The 16947-nt window shown below is 70.4% G+C and carries 11 protein-coding genes and 2 pseudogenes; 2 read left to right on the top strand and 11 right to left on the bottom strand.

What is annotated here, in order from left to right; all coding sequences use genetic code 11:
- The 7 genes and pseudogenes from M8J73_RS37945 to M8J73_RS37915 all read right to left on the bottom strand — a co-directional run.
- Positions 1–150: pseudogene (locus M8J73_RS37945) on the bottom strand (Zn-dependent alcohol dehydrogenase); the annotation flags it as partial.
- Positions 147–584, bottom strand: coding sequence for an RbsD/FucU domain-containing protein (locus tag M8J73_RS37940; RefSeq protein WP_055542709.1), 438 nt, complete (start codon positions 582–584; stop codon positions 147–149). The gene M8J73_RS37940 and the pseudogene M8J73_RS37945, both read right to left, overlap by 4 nt.
- Positions 575–1492, bottom strand: coding sequence for an amidohydrolase family protein (locus M8J73_RS37935; protein WP_055542710.1), 918 nt, complete (start codon positions 1490–1492; stop codon positions 575–577). Before M8J73_RS37935 ends, M8J73_RS37940 begins: the two co-directional genes overlap by 10 nt.
- Entirely contained in the window at positions 1485–2810 is a 1326-nt protein-coding gene (locus tag M8J73_RS37930; RefSeq protein ID WP_055542711.1) for an L-fuconate dehydratase, read from the bottom strand. The genes M8J73_RS37935 and M8J73_RS37930 overlap by 8 nt, the downstream gene beginning before the upstream one ends.
- 96 nt (positions 2811–2906) lie before the next feature.
- On the bottom strand, positions 2907–3947 hold the full coding sequence (locus M8J73_RS37925; RefSeq protein WP_055542712.1) for an ABC transporter permease: 1041 nt from the start codon (positions 3945–3947) through the stop codon (positions 2907–2909).
- The gene (locus M8J73_RS37920) at positions 3940–5502 is read right to left on the bottom strand and encodes a sugar ABC transporter ATP-binding protein (RefSeq protein WP_055542713.1); all 1563 of its coding nucleotides are present in this window, start codon (positions 5500–5502) and stop codon (positions 3940–3942) included. Before M8J73_RS37920 ends, M8J73_RS37925 begins: the two co-directional genes overlap by 8 nt.
- 43 nt (positions 5503–5545) lie before the next feature.
- Entirely contained in the window at positions 5546–6610 is a 1065-nt protein-coding gene (locus tag M8J73_RS37915; RefSeq protein ID WP_055542714.1) for a sugar ABC transporter substrate-binding protein, read from the bottom strand.
- A gap of 427 nt (positions 6611–7037) precedes the next feature.
- Here M8J73_RS37915 and M8J73_RS37910 point away from each other — a divergent pair, with 427 nt between their 5' ends.
- Positions 7038–9269 (top strand): alpha-L-fucosidase, encoded by a 2232-nt coding sequence (locus M8J73_RS37910; RefSeq protein ID WP_063799251.1) that lies wholly within the window; start codon positions 7038–7040, stop codon positions 9267–9269.
- A gap of 369 nt (positions 9270–9638) precedes the next feature.
- Here the strand turns inward: M8J73_RS37910 and M8J73_RS37905 are convergent.
- Together M8J73_RS37905 and M8J73_RS37900 are read right to left on the bottom strand one after the other, a co-directional pair.
- A pseudogene (locus M8J73_RS37905) lies at positions 9639–10670 on the bottom strand (glycoside hydrolase family 10 protein); the annotation flags it as partial.
- A 63-nt stretch (positions 10671–10733) separates the two neighbouring features.
- Positions 10734–12365 carry a glycoside hydrolase family 43 protein gene (locus tag M8J73_RS37900; protein ID WP_249829643.1) on the bottom strand — a complete coding sequence of 544 codons (1632 nt, stop codon included), beginning with the start codon at positions 12363–12365 and terminating at the stop codon, positions 10734–10736.
- 561 nt (positions 12366–12926) lie between these two features.
- On the opposite strand from M8J73_RS37900, the gene M8J73_RS37895 reads away from it, so the two are divergent.
- Positions 12927–13877: a CE1 family esterase gene (locus M8J73_RS37895; RefSeq protein WP_249829642.1), complete on the top strand. Its 951-nt coding sequence runs from the start codon at positions 12927–12929 to the stop codon at positions 13875–13877.
- A gap of 128 nt (positions 13878–14005) precedes the next feature.
- Here M8J73_RS37895 and M8J73_RS37890 read toward each other — a convergent pair whose 3' ends face one another.
- Positions 14006–15139 (bottom strand): GH12 family glycosyl hydrolase domain-containing protein, encoded by a 1134-nt coding sequence (locus tag M8J73_RS37890; RefSeq protein WP_055539921.1) that lies wholly within the window; start codon positions 15137–15139, stop codon positions 14006–14008.
- A gap of 191 nt (positions 15140–15330) precedes the next feature.
- Positions 15331–16947 (bottom strand): PucR family transcriptional regulator (locus M8J73_RS37885; RefSeq protein ID WP_249829641.1); only part of this gene is annotated, 1617 nt, incomplete at its 5' end.

Genomic DNA, 16947 nt, shown 5'->3' with positions numbered 1-16947 from the left:
GTCCATGTCGCCGTGGAAGATGTGCAGGTCGGTGCCGCAGATACCGACGTAGGCGGGGGCGAGTACCACCTCGCCGGGGCCCGGCTCCACGCTCAAGGCGGGAGCCGTGTCCAGGGTGCGGGCAGCCGTGTAGCGGACGGCGAGAGTCATCGTGTTCCCGTGGTCTCTACGGCGCGGACGCCGATGGTCAGCAGCAGGTTGGCGTAGGTGCGGATGTCGGCGGTGACGATGGTGAGCGCGAGGTCGGGGGAGCGGGCGGCGTCGTAGAACGCGAACCGGTCGAGGGCCTCCACGGGGGCGGGCGCCAGACGCGCGCGGTACTCGGCGATGGCAGGCGGTTCCGGTTCGCCCTCGGGCGGCACCATCACCTGGGCCGACTCCACGGGCAGCGCGGTCAGCAGGACGTCGAGGACGGTGGTGACGTCCAGCAGTCCGGGGGCCAGGTTCAGGTGCACGGTCCTGGCGCGGTCGCCGGTGGCGGTGCTCGCCGGGTAGTGGCCGTCGGCCAGCAGCACACGGGCGCCGTGGCCGGCGCCGGCCAGCGCTTCGAGGATGCCGGGGTGCAGCAGGTGGGTCAGCAGCACGAAGTGCCCTCCTTCCTCTCGGGGGTGGGTGGTTCCAGGGGGTCGAGGCGGTAGAAGGCGGTCGCGGTGCCGGCGAGGATCGCCTCCGTCTCGGTCGCGGAGCAGCCGTCGAGCAGTTCCTCGACGGCCGCGGCCCACGCGTCCCAGCCCCCGGCGAGGACACAGACCGGCCAGTCCGAGCCGAACATCAGCCGGTCCGGGCCGAAGACCGAGAGCAGCAGCTCCCACACCGGCCGGATGTCCTCGACGCCCCACTTCGTGTGGTCGGCCTCCGTGACCAGACCGGAGACCTTGCACCGCACCTGCGGATGGGTGGCGAGCCGTCTCAACCCCTGCGCCCAGGCGCCGAGTTCACCTGAGGCGATGGGCGGTTTGCCCGCGTGGTCGAGGACGAGCGGCAGTTCGGGGAGACGCTCGGCCAGCCGCACCGCCTGGTCGAACTGGTGATCACGGATGAGGATGTCGTACGCCAGCCCACGCTCCCGCAGCGCACGCAACGACCGCTCCACGGACGGCTGTTGCAACCACCGGGGGTCGGACTCGCCCTGGACGAGGTGGCGTACGGCCCGCAGACACCCGCCACCGGGACCGGCCCGCAGCTCGTCGAGGACGTCGCCGACGGCCGGTGCGGTCAGGTCGACCCAGCCGACGACCGCGCCGACCAGGGAGTCCCGCTCGGCCAGCGCGAGCAGTTCGCGGGTCTCCGGCACGGACGGGACGCACTGGACGACGACGGTGCGCCGCAGCTGCCGCCCGGCGATCGGCCGGGTCGCGGCCGCCCGCAGGTCGTCCGTGCCGAAGGTCCGGTGGATCGGTGCGTGGCCCGGCTCGCTCAGCCAGGGCTGGGGACGGCGGTCGAGGTCCCACACATGGTGGTGGGCGTCGACCAGCCCGGGCACATCAGACACGGGCCGACCAGACCGGGCCGTCGGGGTAGGTGTACTCCTTGAGGGAGGCGGGGTGCATCTGCGCGCCGAGCCCCGGCAGCGTCGGCGCCAGGTAGTTGCCGTCGGCGATGCGCACCGGGTCGACGAAGTGCTCGTGCAGATGGTCGACGTACTCGATGACGCGGTCCTCGGTGCTGCCGGAGACGGCGACGTAGTCGAACATCGACAGGTGCTGGACCATCTCGCACAGGCCCACTCCGCCGGCGTGCGGGCACACCGGTACGCCGAACTTCGCGGCGAGCAGCAGGATCGCGAGGTTCTCGTTGACCCCGCCGACCCGCGCGGAGTCGATCTGCACGATGTCCACCGCCTCCGCCTGGAGGAGCTGCTTGAACACGACCCGGTTGGCGACGTGTTCACCGGTGGCGACCTTGATGGGGGTGAGCGCCTTGCGGACGGCGGCGTGGCCGAGGATGTCGTCGGGGGAGGTGGGCTCCTCGATCCAGTACGGGTCGTAGGGGGCCAGCTCGCGCATCCAGTCGATGGCGGGCTGGACGTCCCACCGCTGGTTGGCGTCGACGGCGATGCGGATGTCCGGGCCGACGGTCTCGCGGGCGGTGCGCATGCGCCGAATGTCGTCCTGGAGGTCCGCGCCGACCTTCAGCTTGATCTGCGTGAAGCCGTCGGCGACAGCCTCGCGCGCCAGGCGGGACAGCTTCTCGTCGGAGTAGCCGAGCCAGCCGGGGGTGGTGGTGTAGGCGGGGTAGCCCCGCTCCAGCAGGTGGGCGATCCGCTCCTCGCGGCCCGGCTCGGCGCCGCGCAGGATCTCCAGTGCCTCCTCGGGGGTGAGGGCGTCGGACAGCCAGCGGAAGTCGACCTGGGCGACCAGTTCCTCGGGCGTCATCTCGGCGAGGAAGCGCCACACGGGCTTCCCGGCCCGCTTGGCGGCGAGGTCCCAGGCCGCGTTGACGACGGCTCCGGTCGCCATGTGGATGGCGCCCTTCTCCGGGCCGAGCCAGCGCAGTTGGGGGTCGTGCACGAGGGAGCGGGAGAAGGCCCCGAGGTCGCCGCAGACCTCCTCGACGGACAGGCCGACCACATGGGGTGCGAGGGCCGCGATGGCGGCGGCCTGGACATCGTTGCCGCGGCCGGTGGTGAAGGCCAGGGCGTGCCCCTCCAGCTCGTCACCGGCGTCGGTGCGCAGGACGACGTACGCGGCGGAGTAGTCGGGCTCGGGGTTCATGGCGTCCGAGCCGTCGAGGTGTTCGGAGGTGGGGAACCGCACGTCCAGGACGTCCAGGGCGGTGATGCGGGCGGATGAGGGCACGGTGGAGGACATGGGCGGCAACTCCTGTGAGGGGCAAGGGGGAATCGGTCCCCCTGCGACGAGACGTGAACGCGGCGGAGGTCGGGCGACCGGCGACGGCCGCCCGGGTCACTCCTGGACCTTGCCGCCGGTGATGCGGGAGATGGCGAGGGCGACGAGGATGATCAGGCCGTTGAGGGCGCCGATCCACTGGGCGGGGACCCCCGCGAGGGTGAGCACGTTCTGGATCATGAAGAGCAGCAGGATGCCGCAGAACGCGCCGAACATGGTGCCCTTGCCGCCGTTGAGGCTGATCCCACCGATGACGGCGGCGGCGAAGACGGTGAAGATGTAGCCGTTGCCCTGCGCGGAGGCGACCGAGGCGAGACGCCCGGAGAGCATCAGCCCGGCGAGCGCGGCGAGCACACTGCCGGCGACGATGACGATCCACAGCACCCGGTCGGTGCGGATGCCCGCCGCCTTCGCCGCGTCGACGTTGCCGCCGATCGCGTACAGCGACCGGCCGAAACCGGTCCAGCCGAGGACGACGATCGCGACAGCGAACAGCGCCAGGCAGATCCAGATGGAGGCGGGCATCCCGAACCATTCGGCGGTGCCGAGGTAGAGCATCGACTCGGGCAGCTGGAAGAAGGTCTGGCCGCCGGAGATGCCGGTGAGGACACCGCGCAGCACGATCAGCATGCCGAGGGTGACGATGAAGCCGTTGAGGCCGAACCGGATGATCAGCAGGGCGTTGATCACGCCGACGAGCGCGCCCACGGCGAGGGTGACGGGCACGGCCCAGGCGCCGGGCAGCAGCCCGAGTCCGTGGCCGGCGCCGGTCGGCACCACCAGCCAGGCCGCGACTCCGGGCGCGAGGCCCATGGTGGACTCCAGCGACAGGTCCATCTTCTTGACGATCAGGATCATCGTCTGGGCGAGGACCAGCAGGGCCATCTCGGACATCGTCTGCAGGACGTTGACGAGGTTGTCGGCCTGCAGGAAGACCGGGTTGACGACCTGTCCGACGATCGCGATGACCACGATGGCCGGGACCAGCGCGAGGTCGCGCATCCGGGCCAGGGGGATCCGGCCGCCGAGCAGGGCCGTCCGCCTGGGCTTGGGTTCCACGGCCTGGGCGGCTGTGTCCGCGAGGACGGTTTCAGGCATTGAGGTCCACTCCTTCCATCGCGGCCACGAGTTCGTGGTCGTGCCAGCCGCGGGCGATCTCTGAGGTCACACGGCCCTGGAACATCACCAGGACCCGGTCGCACATACGCAGGTCGTCGAGTTCGTCGGAGGCGATGAGCACCCCCGTGCCGGTCTCCGCGGTCTCCTCGACCTTGCCGAGGAGGAACTCCTTGGAGCGCACGTCCACGCCCGCGGTCGGGTTGATCAGGACCAGCAGCCGGGGGTCGTCGGCGAGGGCGCGGGCCATGACGACCTTCTGCTGGTTGCCGCCCGACAGCGCGGAGACGGGCAGCTCGGGTCCCGGTGTCTTGATCGCCAGCTTCTCGATCATGTTGTCGGCCAGCCGGTCCCGTCGGTCACGGCTGAGGAAGCCGTTCGTGCCGAGCCGGTGGGGCACGGACAGGGTGGCGTTGTCCGCGATCGACATGTCCGGTACGAAGCCCTGGTGGTGCCGGTCCTGGGGGACGAAGCCGGCGCCGGCGGCGAGCGCCGCGGGCACACTGCCCGGCCGGGGGCGGCTCCCGGCGATCTCCACCTCGCCCGCCGCCGCGGCCCTCAGGCCGACGACGGTCTCGGCGACCTCGGTGCGTCCGCTGCCGGCGGCGCCCGCGAGGCCGACGATCTCGCCGGCCCCGACCCGGAGGGTGACGTCGTCGTAGCCGTCGCCCCGCAGGGCGTTGACGTGCAGTGCGGCCGGGGCGGCGGCGTCGAGGGTGCCGGCCCGTTCCGTGCGCCGGTCGGTCGCGGCCTCGCCGGTCATGGCGGCGACGAGGTCGGTCCGGGCGAGGTCCGCGACCGGCGCCGTCACGATGTGCCGGGCGTCGCGGAAGACCGTCACCATGTCGCAGATCTCGTAGATCTCCTGGAGATGGTGGCTGATGAAGAGGAAGGTGACGCCCTGGCGCTGGAGGTCGCGGATGCGGCCGAAGAGGCGGTTGATGGCGGCACCGTCGAGTTGCGCGGTCGGCTCGTCGAGGATGATGAACCGCGCCCCGAAGGACAGGGCCCGGGCGATCTCCACGAACTGCCGTTGCTCGACGCTCAGTTCCCCGGCGGGGGTCTGTGGGTCGACGTCCACCGACCAGGTCGACAGCAGTTCCTGTGCGCGGCGACGGGTGGCCTGCCAGCTGATGAGCCGGCCGCGGGCCCGGTCGTGCCGGTTCAGGAAGAGGTTCTCGGCGACCGTCAGGGTGGGGATGATGGTCGACTTCTGATAGACGCAGGCCACGTGGCGCCGCCAGGCGTCCCGGTCGCTGAGCCGGGGAGCGGGCTGCCCGCCGAAGGTCACCGTTCCCTCGTCGGGGGCCTGGAGACCGGTGAGGACCGACACCAGGGTCGACTTGCCGGCTCCGTTGCGGCCGACGAGGGCGTGGGTCTCGCCGGGCCGGATGGTGATCCGGGCGCCGTCGAGGGCCACGGTCGGCCCGAATCGTTTGACTATGCCCGCCGCCTCGACGACGGGCGGGTCCGAGGGGGCCCGTCCGCCGTCCGCCGGGGCGGGCGCGGGGGTGACTGTCCGCTCCCCGTCGCTCATCTCAACCGCCTTGTTCTCGTGGCCTTCGCATTCGGGTGAGGGATCAGCCGAGGTTGTTGCCCCACAGCGACTTGTCGTCGCTCTTGACGCTGGGCACACCGCCGTAGGAGCTGCCGTCGGCGGTGACGAGCGGGGCGGAGAGCTGGTCCTCCAGCAGGCCGTCGCGGACCTTGATGATGGTGCTGTCGTGGTCGGTCTTGCCGGGCTTGAACGTCTTCCCGTCGATCGCGGCCTTGAGGTAGTACAGGGCGTACTTGGCGTACAGGTCGGCCGGCTGGGACACCGTGGCGTCGATCTTGCCCGCGCCTATGGACTTCAGCTCCTCGGGGATGCCGTCGTTGGACACGACGAACACGTGCTTCTTGTCCATCGGGTCCACCAGCAAACCCTTCTGCTTGAGGACCTGCAGCGTCCCGGACAGCGCGAAGCTGGACTGCATGTAGATGCCCTTGATGTCCGGGTGCTGGGTCAGCCGGGTCTGGAGCTTCTGCGCGGCGACCGCGCCGTCCCAGTTGGTGGCCTCGCCGAACACCGTGATGTCCGGGTAGTTCTTCTTCATGCACTCGTTGAACGCCTCGGTGCGGTCACGGCCGTTGATGGAGTCCAGACCGCCCTGAAGCATCACGACCTTGCCCTTGCCGCCGAGCTTCGTGCCGAGGAACTGGCAGGCCTTCTCGCCGTAGGCGCGGTTGTCGGCGCGCACCACCATGAACACCTTGCCGCTGTCGGGGCGGGTGTCGACCGTGACGACGGGGATCTTCTTCGCCTCCAGCTGAGCCAGGCTCGGGGCGATGGCGGCGGTGTCCTGCGGGGCCATCGCGAGGCCCTTGACGCCCTGGCTGATGAAGGTCTGCGCGTTGGCGGTGAGCTTGGCGACGTCGTTCTGCGAGTTGGTGGTCTTGAGGGAGAGGCCCAGCTCCTTGGCGTACTCCGGCGTGTACTTGATGTACGAGTTCCAGAAGTCGGTGTCGGAGCGCGGGTAGTCGACGCCGACCAGCGGCTTGCCGCCCGACGCCGAGGAGTCGGTGGAGCCACTGCTGCACGCACTGAGCAACGCCAGTGCGGACAGGGCGGATACGGCGGAACAGAGGGCTGTTCTGAGTCTCATGAGGGCTTCCTCGCGCTGGTCCCGTAGCGGGAGATGTTTCGCCTCGACGACATCCGTGTATCGCGGCGGAGTAGAGATGGGATGTCTTTATAGGCTCGTTCCGGCCCGGCTGTCCAGCCTCTTGCGTAAGTCCTGAGAAATGGGCAGCTCAGAGGGTGCCCTGACGAGGAGGGTGGCCTACTGCGTACAAGATCCATCCCATGAATGTGGCTGGCGGGTCCTTGCGGACGCGCCGGGGCCGGGAGCGAATACATACCATGTCTGCCCCTGTGCATAGCGGGACATAGCGCAACAATCAGGGGTGATGTAGCTCCCCTCCAATGCTTTTCATCCCTGCACGCCCGTTGACATCAAGAGGCGACGTGCCCGAACTTCGACCGTGTTCCCCCGCATTCCCCCCCTCCCCCTCCGCATCAGGGATGTGACCATGTCGAGTTCGATCAGCAGACGCCGGCTTCTGGCCGGGGCCACCTGGGTGGCCGCCGCGGCCGTCGCCGGAGGTGTCCTCGGCGCCGGCGTGGCCCAGGCCGCGCCCAGCACCTACACACCCGACTGGAATTCGGTCGACCAGCACCCGCCGGCCCCCGAGTGGTTCCAGGACGCGAAGTTCGGCATCTACTTCCACTGGGGCGTCTTCAGCGTCCCGGCGTTCGGCAACGAGTGGTACCCGCGCAACATGTACCGGGCCGGCGACTCCGCCAACCAGCACCACATCGCGACCTACGGCCAGCCCTCGGCGTGGCCGTACCACAACTTCATCAACGGTGCTCAGGACCTGGCGGGCAACTTCGTGCAGTTCGCGCCGAAGCTGAAGTCCGCCGGCGGGAAGTTCGACCCCGAGGAGTGGGTGCAGCTGTTCGTCGACGCCGGGGCCAGGTTCGCGGGCCCCGTCGCCGAGCACCATGACGGTTTCTCCATGTGGGACAGCCAGGTCAACGAGTGGAACTCCGTGAAGAAGGGCCCAGGTCTTGACCTGCTGAAGCTGTTCTCCACGGCCATCCGTGCCAAGGGCCTGAAGCTGCTGGTGGCCATGCACCACGCGTACAACTTCACCGGCTTCTACGAGGCCGCCCCCGCGCAGACGGACCCCAGCCTCAAGAAGCTCTACGGCCAGCTGGGTTCGACCGCGGAGAACCAGCTCTGGTACGACAAGCTCAAGGAGGTCATCGACCGCGCCCAGCCCGACATCCTGTGGCAGGACTTCAATCTGGACGCCGTCGCCGAGCAGCAGCGCCTCAACTTCCTGGCGTACTACTACAACCAGGCCAACAGCTGGGGCCGTGAGGTCGTCGCCACCTACAAGGACGGCATGAACGGCAAGGGCGAGGTCTTCGACTACGAGCGCGGCGGCCCGGCCGACCTCACCACTCCGTACTGGCTGACCGACGACAGCATCTCCAGCAGCAGCTGGTGCTACACGCAGGGCATCGGCTACTACAGCATCAAGCAGATGCTGCACTCGTTCATCGACCGTGTGAGCAAGAACGGCAACGTGCTGCTCAACATCGCGCCGATGGCCGACGGAACCATCCCGCAGGCGCAGAAGGACATCCTGCTCGGCATGGGCGACCACCTGAAGCGCTTCGGCGAGTCGATCTACGCGACCCGTGCCTGGACGGTCTACGGCGAGGGCCCGACGAAGATGGGCGGTGGTGCCTTCACCAATCCGACGGCCGGCACGGCGCAGGACATCCGCTTCACCCGCAACAAGGCCGACAACGTCCTGTACGCCACCGTCCTGGGCTGGCCCGGCAGCTCGCTGACCATCAAGACGCTCAGCTCGGACCGCATCAACCTCTCCTCGCTGACCTCGGTGAAGCTGCTCGGCTCCACCGCCGGCACCACCATCGACCTGCCCGCACCGACGCAGAACTCCTCCGGTCTCACGGTCGCCCTGCCGTCCTCCGCGCCCTACAGCGCCAACGCCTACGTCCTGAAGCTCTCCTTCTCCGGCACCATCCCGGCCGTGGCGCCGCCCGCCGGCGCCATCGCCTTCTCCGACGTCAACTACTCCGGCAACTCCGCCCCGTTGGCCCTCGGCGACTACGCCGCCGCCGACCTGACCGCGGCCGGACTGAGCACACGCACCATCTCCTCCCTCCGCCTGGGTCCGGGCCACCAGGTGATCGGATACTCGGGAGACAACTTCACCGGCACCTCGTGGACGTTCACCGCCAACAACCCCGACCTGAGGAACACCGGCAACAACGACCAGATCACCTCCCTGAGGGTCCAGTTCAATCCGGCGACGTACTTCCGGATCACCAACGTCACCAACGGCCTGGCCCTGGACAGCGGCGGCGATGTCGCTTCCGGGTCCAACCTCAAGCAGTGGACGTGGGACGGCCACAACAACCTCCAGTGGCACGCCGAGCCGATCGCGGGCGGCTACTACCGGCTGGTCAACCGCACCAACGGCATGGTCGCCGACGGCTGGGGCGCCACCTCCGACGGCTCCGCGGCCAGACAGGCGTCCTGGAGCGGCAGCTCCAACCAGCAGTGGAAGATCACGAACCGGGGCGGTGACCGCTACACCATCGCCAACCGCGCCACCGGCCTGGTCCTCGACGGAGGGGGCAACGTCTCCTCCGGCTCCGTCACCAAGCAGTGGACGAACGGCAGCAGCACCAACCTCCAGTGGACGTTCACGGCCCTCTGACCGGTCGGAGACGGCTCCGGGGCACGAACCCCGGCCGACAGGCGGGGGTTCCCCCGCCGATCGGCGGAGTGACGGCGCGCCGCCGGCGCGATGGGATGGGCCATGCCGCGCACACGAGGCGGCCTGAACAAGGTCCCCCCACACCGCCGGCGTGAAGCGGCGGAGGACACCGGCCCCTGAGCGGACGTCCTCCGACGCCGGCGGGCGCCCCTCCGCCGCCCCCGGGCGGAGGGGCCTTCCCCCGTTCCACGGGCCGACCACGACGGACGGGCCCCCGGCGCACCACGCCGGGAGCCCGCGGCCGTCAGCATCCGGCGTCGGCGCACCGGAGCCGGTCCGGTGCGCCCCGGCGGTCGACCCCTGAGGTCAGGGCGTGCCGCCCATCGTGGTGAGCGTGGACCCGTACGCCTGCTTCTTGTTGCCGCCGCGGTCGAACAGGAGCGGGTTCTCGCCGCTGCGCCACGAGTCGCTGTCGCGGATGCCCCACACCGTGATGCCGGTGCAGCGCGCCACATTCAGACAGGCCCTGACCGTGTTGGCGTACGCGTTCGGCGGGGCCTGCGCGATGTCCAGCTCGGTGATCTGTACGTCCACCCCGAGCGCGGCGAAGCTCGACAGCGTCGTCTGGAAGCTGCCGGGAGGGCCGCCGGCACCGAAGTGGGACTGGAGACCCACGCAGTCGATGGGCACGCCGCGCGCCTTGAAGTCGCGCACCATGCGGTAGACGCCCTGCGTCTTCGCGGCGTTCCAGTCCTCGATGTTGTAGTCGTTGTAGCAGAGCTTGGCCGACGGATCGGCGGACCGGGCCGTGCGGAACGCCTCCTCGATGAAGCCGGTGCCCAGCACGTCCCGGAAGACGGAGCTGCGCATCTGGCCGCTGCCGCCGTCGGCGAAGGCCTCGTTGACCACGTCCCAGGAGTGGATGCGGCCCTTGTAGCGGCCCGCCACAGTGGTGATGTGGTTGTTCATCACGCTGCGCAGCGTGTTCGCGTCCCTGATGGAGCTGACCCAGCCGGGCAGCTGGGAGTGCCACACCAGGGTGTGACCGCGGACCTTCTGACCGCGGGACGCCGCGCGGTTCACGATCTGGTCGGCGGAGCCGAAGGTGAACTGGCCGCGGCTGCGCTCGGTCGCGTCCCACTTCATCTCGTTCTCGGGGGTGACCTGGTTGAACTCACGGTCCAGGATGCCGGTGTACTGGCCGTCGCCGAGCCGGCCCGCGGCCACGGCAGTGCCGAAGTACCGTCCGGACTGGGCCGCCTGGGCGCCCAGCGTGCTGGCCCTCGGCGCGTCAGGGGCGCGGTCCGCGCCGTTCGCGATGCCGGGGGTCACCAGGGACACGACGGCTGCCAGGCCCAGGACCGAGGCGCGGCGCCGGCCGAGCCGTTTCGACGGGTTCATCGTTCTCCTCGTACGGTCGGGTGCGGGTGGGGTGCGGGTGATGGTGTTGCGGGTGCGACGGCCTCAGGGCGTGGACAGCTCGAACCGCGTGACGCGGACGGCGCCGCCCAGTGCCTGCGTGGCGTGGTTGAAGAGGGCGAACCGGTAGCCCATGAAGAAGCGCCAGTCGTTGCCCATGGAGAAGGCGGGACCAAGGCGGGTGAAGGTGACGCCGTCGGTGCTGTAGGAGAAGGTGGCGGGCCGGGGCGCTCCGGGACGGATGTCGGCGGTGGCCCGCAGCCAGACGCGGCCGCCGGGCGCGTTCGCGCTCGCCCGCTCCACACCCGTGCCGGTGGTGTTCCAACTGCCGTCCATCGTCAGCCCGTCCACCATCACCAGCCGGGTCACGCCGCCGTCCCGCTTGAGCCCGATCCACGCGGAGGAGTCCCGCAGCAGCGCGAGTCCGGCCCGGTCGCCGTCCCGCATCGCCGAGTGGTCGAGCTGGACCGTGGCGGTGGAGGTCGGGCCCTGGATGCGGTGCGTGAGCGTGTTGCGGGCCCAGTACAGGTCGTTGGTGACCGTCGCCGTCCGCAGGGTGAGGCCGTTGTTCACCGACCACTTGGTGTTGTCGGGGTTGTGGTTCCACTCCCACTTCGGCTTGAGGGTCGTCCCGTCGAAGGTGTCCACGCCGATCATGGGGGTGACCTGGCGGGGCGGGGCGGGCACCACCGGGGCCGGATACGAGGCGCCCCACGCGCCGTTCACCAACTGCACCACGGGCCAGCCGTCCGGGGTCCAGGTGATGGGCGCCAGCGCCGGCACCCGGCCGCCCGGGTACGCGTCCACGAACGCCAGGTAGTACCAGGCGCCGCTCTGCGTCCGCACCAGCCCGCCCTGGTGCGGGACGCCCCCGCCCGGGATCGGCCCGCGCAGGTCGAGGAGGACCTGACGCATGGTGTACGGACCGAAGGGTCCGCTGGACGACTTGAGGATGTACTGGCCGTTCGCGGGGCGGGTCAGGAAGATGTAGTACTGCCCGTTGATCTTGTAGAAGCGGGAGCCCTCCAGGGTGCCGACGCTCGACGGGGTCGTGAACACCTGCTGGGTACGGACCTGGGTGCGCCCGTCGGGCGACAGCTGCGCCACGCTGATCGTCGTGTTGCCGTACGCCACGTACAGGGTGTCGTCGGTGTCGACGAGCAGCCCGGCGTCGTAGTACGGCGTGTTGATGGTGGTGAGCCTGTTCCACGGTCCCTCGGCGGCGGTGGCCGTGTAGATGTACGTCCTGGCGAAGTCGATCTGGCCGAGCCAGTAGAAGGTCCCGTTGCTCGGCCGGTGGGCCAGCGACGATGCCCAGATGCCCCGGACGTACCCGCGGCCGCCGTTCAGGTCGTACTTGGCACCGAAGTCGAGGCTCGGCACCGAGTGGCCGGCGATCTCCCAGTTCACCAGGTCGTACGAGCGCAGGACGGGGGCGCCCGGCGAGTAGTGCATCGTCGAGGCCGAGGCGTAGTACGTGTCGCCGACGCGGATGACGTCGATGTCGGCGAAGTCCTGCCAGACGACCGGGTTGGTGAAGTTCGCCGCGGCGCCGTCCGGCCCCTCGGCGGCGATGCCGCGGGCTGCCGCGGTCAGGGGGAGGAAGGCACCCGACGCCAGTCCGGCGGCCGCCGTCAGCGCTCGACGACGGCCCCACTGGTGACGAGGGCATGACATATCCATGTCGGTCTCCTTGTGTGGCCGGGCCGTTGGGGGTGGCGGGCGAACCGCCTGCGGCCGGGCGGTGGGGGGCTTGCGCCGGAGCGCGGTGCGGGTGCGGCGATGTGCGCGTGCGTGGGGGTGCTCTGTCTCTTCTCGCGGTGTGCGGCGACCGGGAGGGTCAACCCCGTTCGCCCTCTCGGACACCAGCCGACTCATCGAGCACTTTGGATGATAGGAGCGCGATGAACCGAGTCAATACCCCTCGCATGATTCGCATTTGAACTCGAAATCTTTCGCTCGGTCAGGGGCTGAAATCGAGCGGATGGGGCGCGAGGTGCGTCGGTCGAGAGGTGTTGACATGTACCGCCGCCTCTCTATGCTCCGGGACTACCACCGGGCGGCCGATGTGGTTCGATCGTGAACAAGCTCGAATCTTGCGCCCGTTTTATCTGTGTCAGGTGCACGACACTCATCGGTCCGTGACCGCTTCGGCGGTGAGACGCTCACGGACGCGCGCGGTGCCCGCATCGGCCCCGCTCACCCCGCACAGCCGTATTCCGAGACAGAGGGAGTCGCATGATCACCAGGACAAAGAACCTCTTACGGCCCGCCGTGGTCGCGGTCCTGCTCGTCCTGACCATGGCCGGCACGGCCCTGACCGCAGGCCCCGGCGTGGGCTCCGCGCTCGCGGCCTCCGGCCCCGCCGCCGGACCCGCCCGGGAGGCCGCCGGGAGCCCCGGCTGCGGCAAGGCGCCCGGCCTGGCCAGCGGTACCCACACGATCCAGAGCAGCGGCAAGAACCGGAACTTCATCCTGCGGGTCCCGGACGGCTACGACCGCAACCGCGCCTACCGGCTGGTCTTCGGCTTCCACTGGCTGGGCGGCACCTCCAACGACGTCGCCACGGGCCGCACCGTGGAGACCGGCACCTGGGCGTACTACGGGCTCCAGCGGCTGGCGAACAACAGCACGATCTTCGTCGCGCCCCAGGGTCTCAACAATGGCTGGGCCAATTCCAACGGCGAGGACATCACCCTCGTCGACGACATGCTCAGGCGGATCGAAGGGGCCCTGTGCGTCGAGACGACACAGCGCTTCGCCCTCGGCTTCAGCTACGGCGGCGCCATGTCCTACTCGATCGCGTGCTCCCGCGCGAACGTCTTCCGCGCGGTCGCCGTCCAGAGCGGCGGCGTCCTCAGCGGATGCAACGGCGGCAACCAGCGCATCGCCTACCTCGGTGTGCACGGCCTCAGGGACAGCGTCCTGAACATCTCCGGCGGACGGTCGATGCGGGACAGGTTCGTCAGGAACAACGGCTGCGCCGCCCAGAACCCGCCCGAGCCGGCGCAGGGCAGCCTCCAGCACCGGGTCACCACCTACTCGGGATGCGCCGCCGGGTACCCGGTCGCCTGGGCAGCCTTCGACGAGGGGCACATTGCCGCGCCGCAGGACGGACGTGGCGGTGACAGCGGCTCCCGGACCTGGCTGCCGGGCGAGATCTGGAAGTTCTTCACCCAGTTCGGTTAGACCACGGCGCCCTGCCCCAGGGGGCGGGCCGGCCACGGTGGGCCGCCCGACCGTGACCGGTCGGCTGTGACCGGCCGACCACTACCGGCCGGCGCCGGACGCCGTACGAGCGTCCGGCGCCGGTCGTGTCACGCCCTGGTGCAGGCCGTGCCGTTCAGACTGAACGCGCCCGGCGAGGCGAAGGTGCCGCTGTAGGTGCCCTGGAAGCCGAACGTCTGACTGCCGCCGGGGGAGATGCTCGCGTTGTGCGCCAGGCCGCTCGCCGTGACGGAACCCGACGACGGGGACACGGACGCGCTCCAGGCTCCGGTGATCTGCTGACCGGAGGGCAGGGTGAAGGCGAGCCGCCAGCCGTCGACGGGCGACGAACCGGTGTTGGAGACCGTGACGTTCGCGGTGAACCCGCCCGGCCACACGTTCGTCGCGTACGACACCGCGCACCCGGAGCCACCGCCCGGACTGCCCGGACCGCCGGGCCCGCCGCCCGTCTCGACGGTGGAGGAGAACGAGTTCACGGACAGCCCCGTCCCGTTCTGCCAGGGCTCGAAACCGGCCTGAACACTCGTCAGATACCAGCTGTTCTGCGCCATCCCGCGGGACACGGCCTGCCGGACGAAGTCCATCACGTCGAAGCTCCAGCTGCCGATGGCCGACGGGGCGACGAAGGACAGCACGTCGTTGGTGCCGTTGCCGCCCTGCCACACCTGCCAACTGCGCCCGCCCACGGTGGCGGTGCCGACCTGCGAGCCGATGGGCTGGATGGGGCCCACCTTGTTGAGCCAGATCATGATCTCGGTCCGGTTCACCCCGTCGGTCCGAGGTGTCGGGTCCAGCCAGATGTCGTACGAGGCGTTGTAGACCGCGTCGCCGACGTACCCGTACGAGATGCTGCTCGGCGCGCTCGAGATACGGGAGAGCTGCGCGGGGAGGTTCGTCCCCGGCGAGCAGTTGGTGTAGTGGCAGCCGTTGAACACGGAGGGGTACGACTTCGGCGCGCCGTTGGTCGGGACCGAGCCGTCGGCCCGGCTGACCCGGAAACCGGAGCCCGTGGTGGTGACGCACTGGGGCTCGTTGGTGCCCCAGCGATTGTTCTGGACGACGTACCGGCCCTGGATGACGGCCGAGCCGAACTGTTCGCACACCGTCGTGTCGGCCTGGGCCTGGGGCGTGGCGGCGAAGAGTGCCGCGACGGTGACGAGCGCGGTGACGAATGCGCCGAGCGGGCCGCGCAGAGAACGCGGAAGACGTGGTGACGGTCGCATGGGGGACCTCTTTCGGAGGTACGGCCGGGAAGGTGGGGTCGCGCGGGCGCTCCGTGAATCCGCCATGATGGGAGCGCTCCCAATTCCTGTTCCGCTGTGGACTGTAGGAGCGCGGCCATGCCCCTGACAACCCTGGTGCAGTGGGTGAGTCGGGGGGTGAGTACGGGGGGAGTACGGGGTGCGTCCCGCCGTCACCGGGCCCGCAGCGCGTCGAGCGCGGCGAGGGCCACATGGAGTTCGGTGCGCTCCTCCCCGGATTCGAGGTCCCGGCCGAGGAGCCGCTCGATGGTCCGCAGACGCTGGTACATGGTCTCGCGGGCGAGGCCGCCCCGGCGCGCGGCGGTCGTCTTGTTCCCGGCGGCGTCGAGGTAGTGGCGCAGCGTCGTCAGCAGGTCGGAGCCGTGCTGGGTGTCGTGCTCGATGAGCCGGCCGAGCTGCCGCTCGGTGTACTCCTGGATCCGGGTGTCCTCACGCAGGGCGTACAGCAGCCGCCGCAGACCGATGTCGGACAGCTCGTGGAAGGACCGTCCCTCGGGAAGGGGCAGGCCGCCGGGGGTGGCCTCGGCGACACGGGCCGCCTCCCGGAAGGAACGGGCGGTGTCGGCCAGATCCATGACCTCGGAGCCGACACTCACGACCGGCCGGGGCTCCCCACCGGGCACGGCGCCGCACAACTGCTCGACGACCGGCCGCCAGGGCTGGGCCGGACGCAGGGCCAGCAGGACGCCGACACGGCCGGGGGCCAGCTCACCGACGAGCCCCGCGACTCCGGTGGCGTGCAGCTCCTGGAGCAGTCGGGCCTCGGCCTCCTGGCCCCCGCCGCCCGCGGGAAGGTCCACGAGGACCGCGACGAAGCGGCTCCGGTCGGCGGGCAGCCCCAGCGCGGCACAGCGGGCGCGGGCGTCCTCCGCCGAGCGGTGGCGCTGTTCGACCAGGTCGCGCAGGGCGTTGCGATGGGCGGTGTGCTCCCACGGAGTGGGGTGGATGAGCCGGGCCACGGTCAGGGCCATGGCGGTCCGCTCCAGCACGGTGCGGTCCTCCGGCCCGAAGGCCGGCCCGTCCGGCCCGGCCGGGAGCATCGCCACCCGCCCCCAGCGTTCCCCCTGGTACGTGACAGGCGCCGTGAGCCAGCCCTCCGGTCCCTGGACCACCGTCCCCTCTCCCGTCCCGGTGGCCCGGGAGCGGTGTTCCCAGCCGGTGAGCGCCTCCTCGAGGGTGCCGCCGGACGGCTCGCAGATCAGCGCCTGGTGCACCAGGTTCTCCAGGACGACCGTGCGGCCGCTCATCTCCGCCGCCGCACGCACCACGTCCTCCGGCCCGGCCCCGCGCAGGGTGAGGGCGGTGAACGCCTCGTGGACGCGCTGGGTGCGCCGCATCGCGTCCGCCTGGTTGCCGAGCAGCAGGGCGTGCACGACCTGGGTGACCTCCAGGAAGTTGACGTCCCTGGCCAGGGTGACGAGGGGCAGGCCCCGGACACGGCAGGCGTCGACCAGCGCGTCCGGCGGGCGGTGGTAGCGGCGCACGAGTTCGATGACCAGCGCCGCGGCCCCGACGTCGGCGAGTTCCTCGACGTACCGGCGCACCCCGGCGGTGTCCTGCGGCAGCGGCATCCCGGTGGTGAGGACGAGTTCGCCGCCCTTCAGGAAGGACGCGGGATCGGTCAGCTCCGTGATGTGGACCCAGCGGACCGGCCGGTCCAGGCCCGCCTCACCGGTCACGACCAGCGGCTGCCCGGCGGCCAGCACGGGCAGGGCCAGCGCATCGGCGACGGTGAGCGGACGGGCGGGCCCCTGAGCGGCCGGATGGTT

It is taken from the genome of Streptomyces neyagawaensis, assembly GCF_023516595.1.
GTDB lineage: Bacteria > Actinomycetota > Actinomycetes > Streptomycetales > Streptomycetaceae > Streptomyces > Streptomyces neyagawaensis.
The sequence above is the reverse complement of the archived record's forward strand: the minus strand, read 5'-3'. Positions and strand labels throughout refer to the sequence as shown.

What these genes read in the sequence shown, in the direction of transcription:
- M8J73_RS37930 (WP_055542711.1), bottom strand. Translation starts at nt 2,810, where the DNA reads ATGTCCTCCACCGTGCCCTCATCCGCCCGCATCACCGCCCTGGACGTC.
- M8J73_RS37925 (WP_055542712.1), bottom strand. Translation starts at nt 3,947, where the DNA reads ATGCCTGAAACCGTCCTCGCGGACACAGCCGCCCAGGCCGTGGAACCC.
- M8J73_RS37920 (WP_055542713.1), bottom strand. Translation starts at nt 5,502, where the DNA reads ATGAGCGACGGGGAGCGGACAGTCACCCCCGCGCCCGCCCCGGCGGAC.
- M8J73_RS37915 (WP_055542714.1), bottom strand. Translation starts at nt 6,610, where the DNA reads ATGAGACTCAGAACAGCCCTCTGTTCCGCCGTATCCGCCCTGTCCGCA.
- M8J73_RS37910 (WP_063799251.1), top strand. Translation starts at nt 7,038, where the DNA reads ATGTCGAGTTCGATCAGCAGACGCCGGCTTCTGGCCGGGGCCACCTGG.
- M8J73_RS37900 (WP_249829643.1), bottom strand. Translation starts at nt 12,365, where the DNA reads ATGTCATGCCCTCGTCACCAGTGGGGCCGTCGTCGAGCGCTGACGGCG.
- M8J73_RS37895 (WP_249829642.1), top strand. Translation starts at nt 12,927, where the DNA reads ATGATCACCAGGACAAAGAACCTCTTACGGCCCGCCGTGGTCGCGGTC.
- M8J73_RS37890 (WP_055539921.1), bottom strand. Translation starts at nt 15,139, where the DNA reads ATGCGACCGTCACCACGTCTTCCGCGTTCTCTGCGCGGCCCGCTCGGC.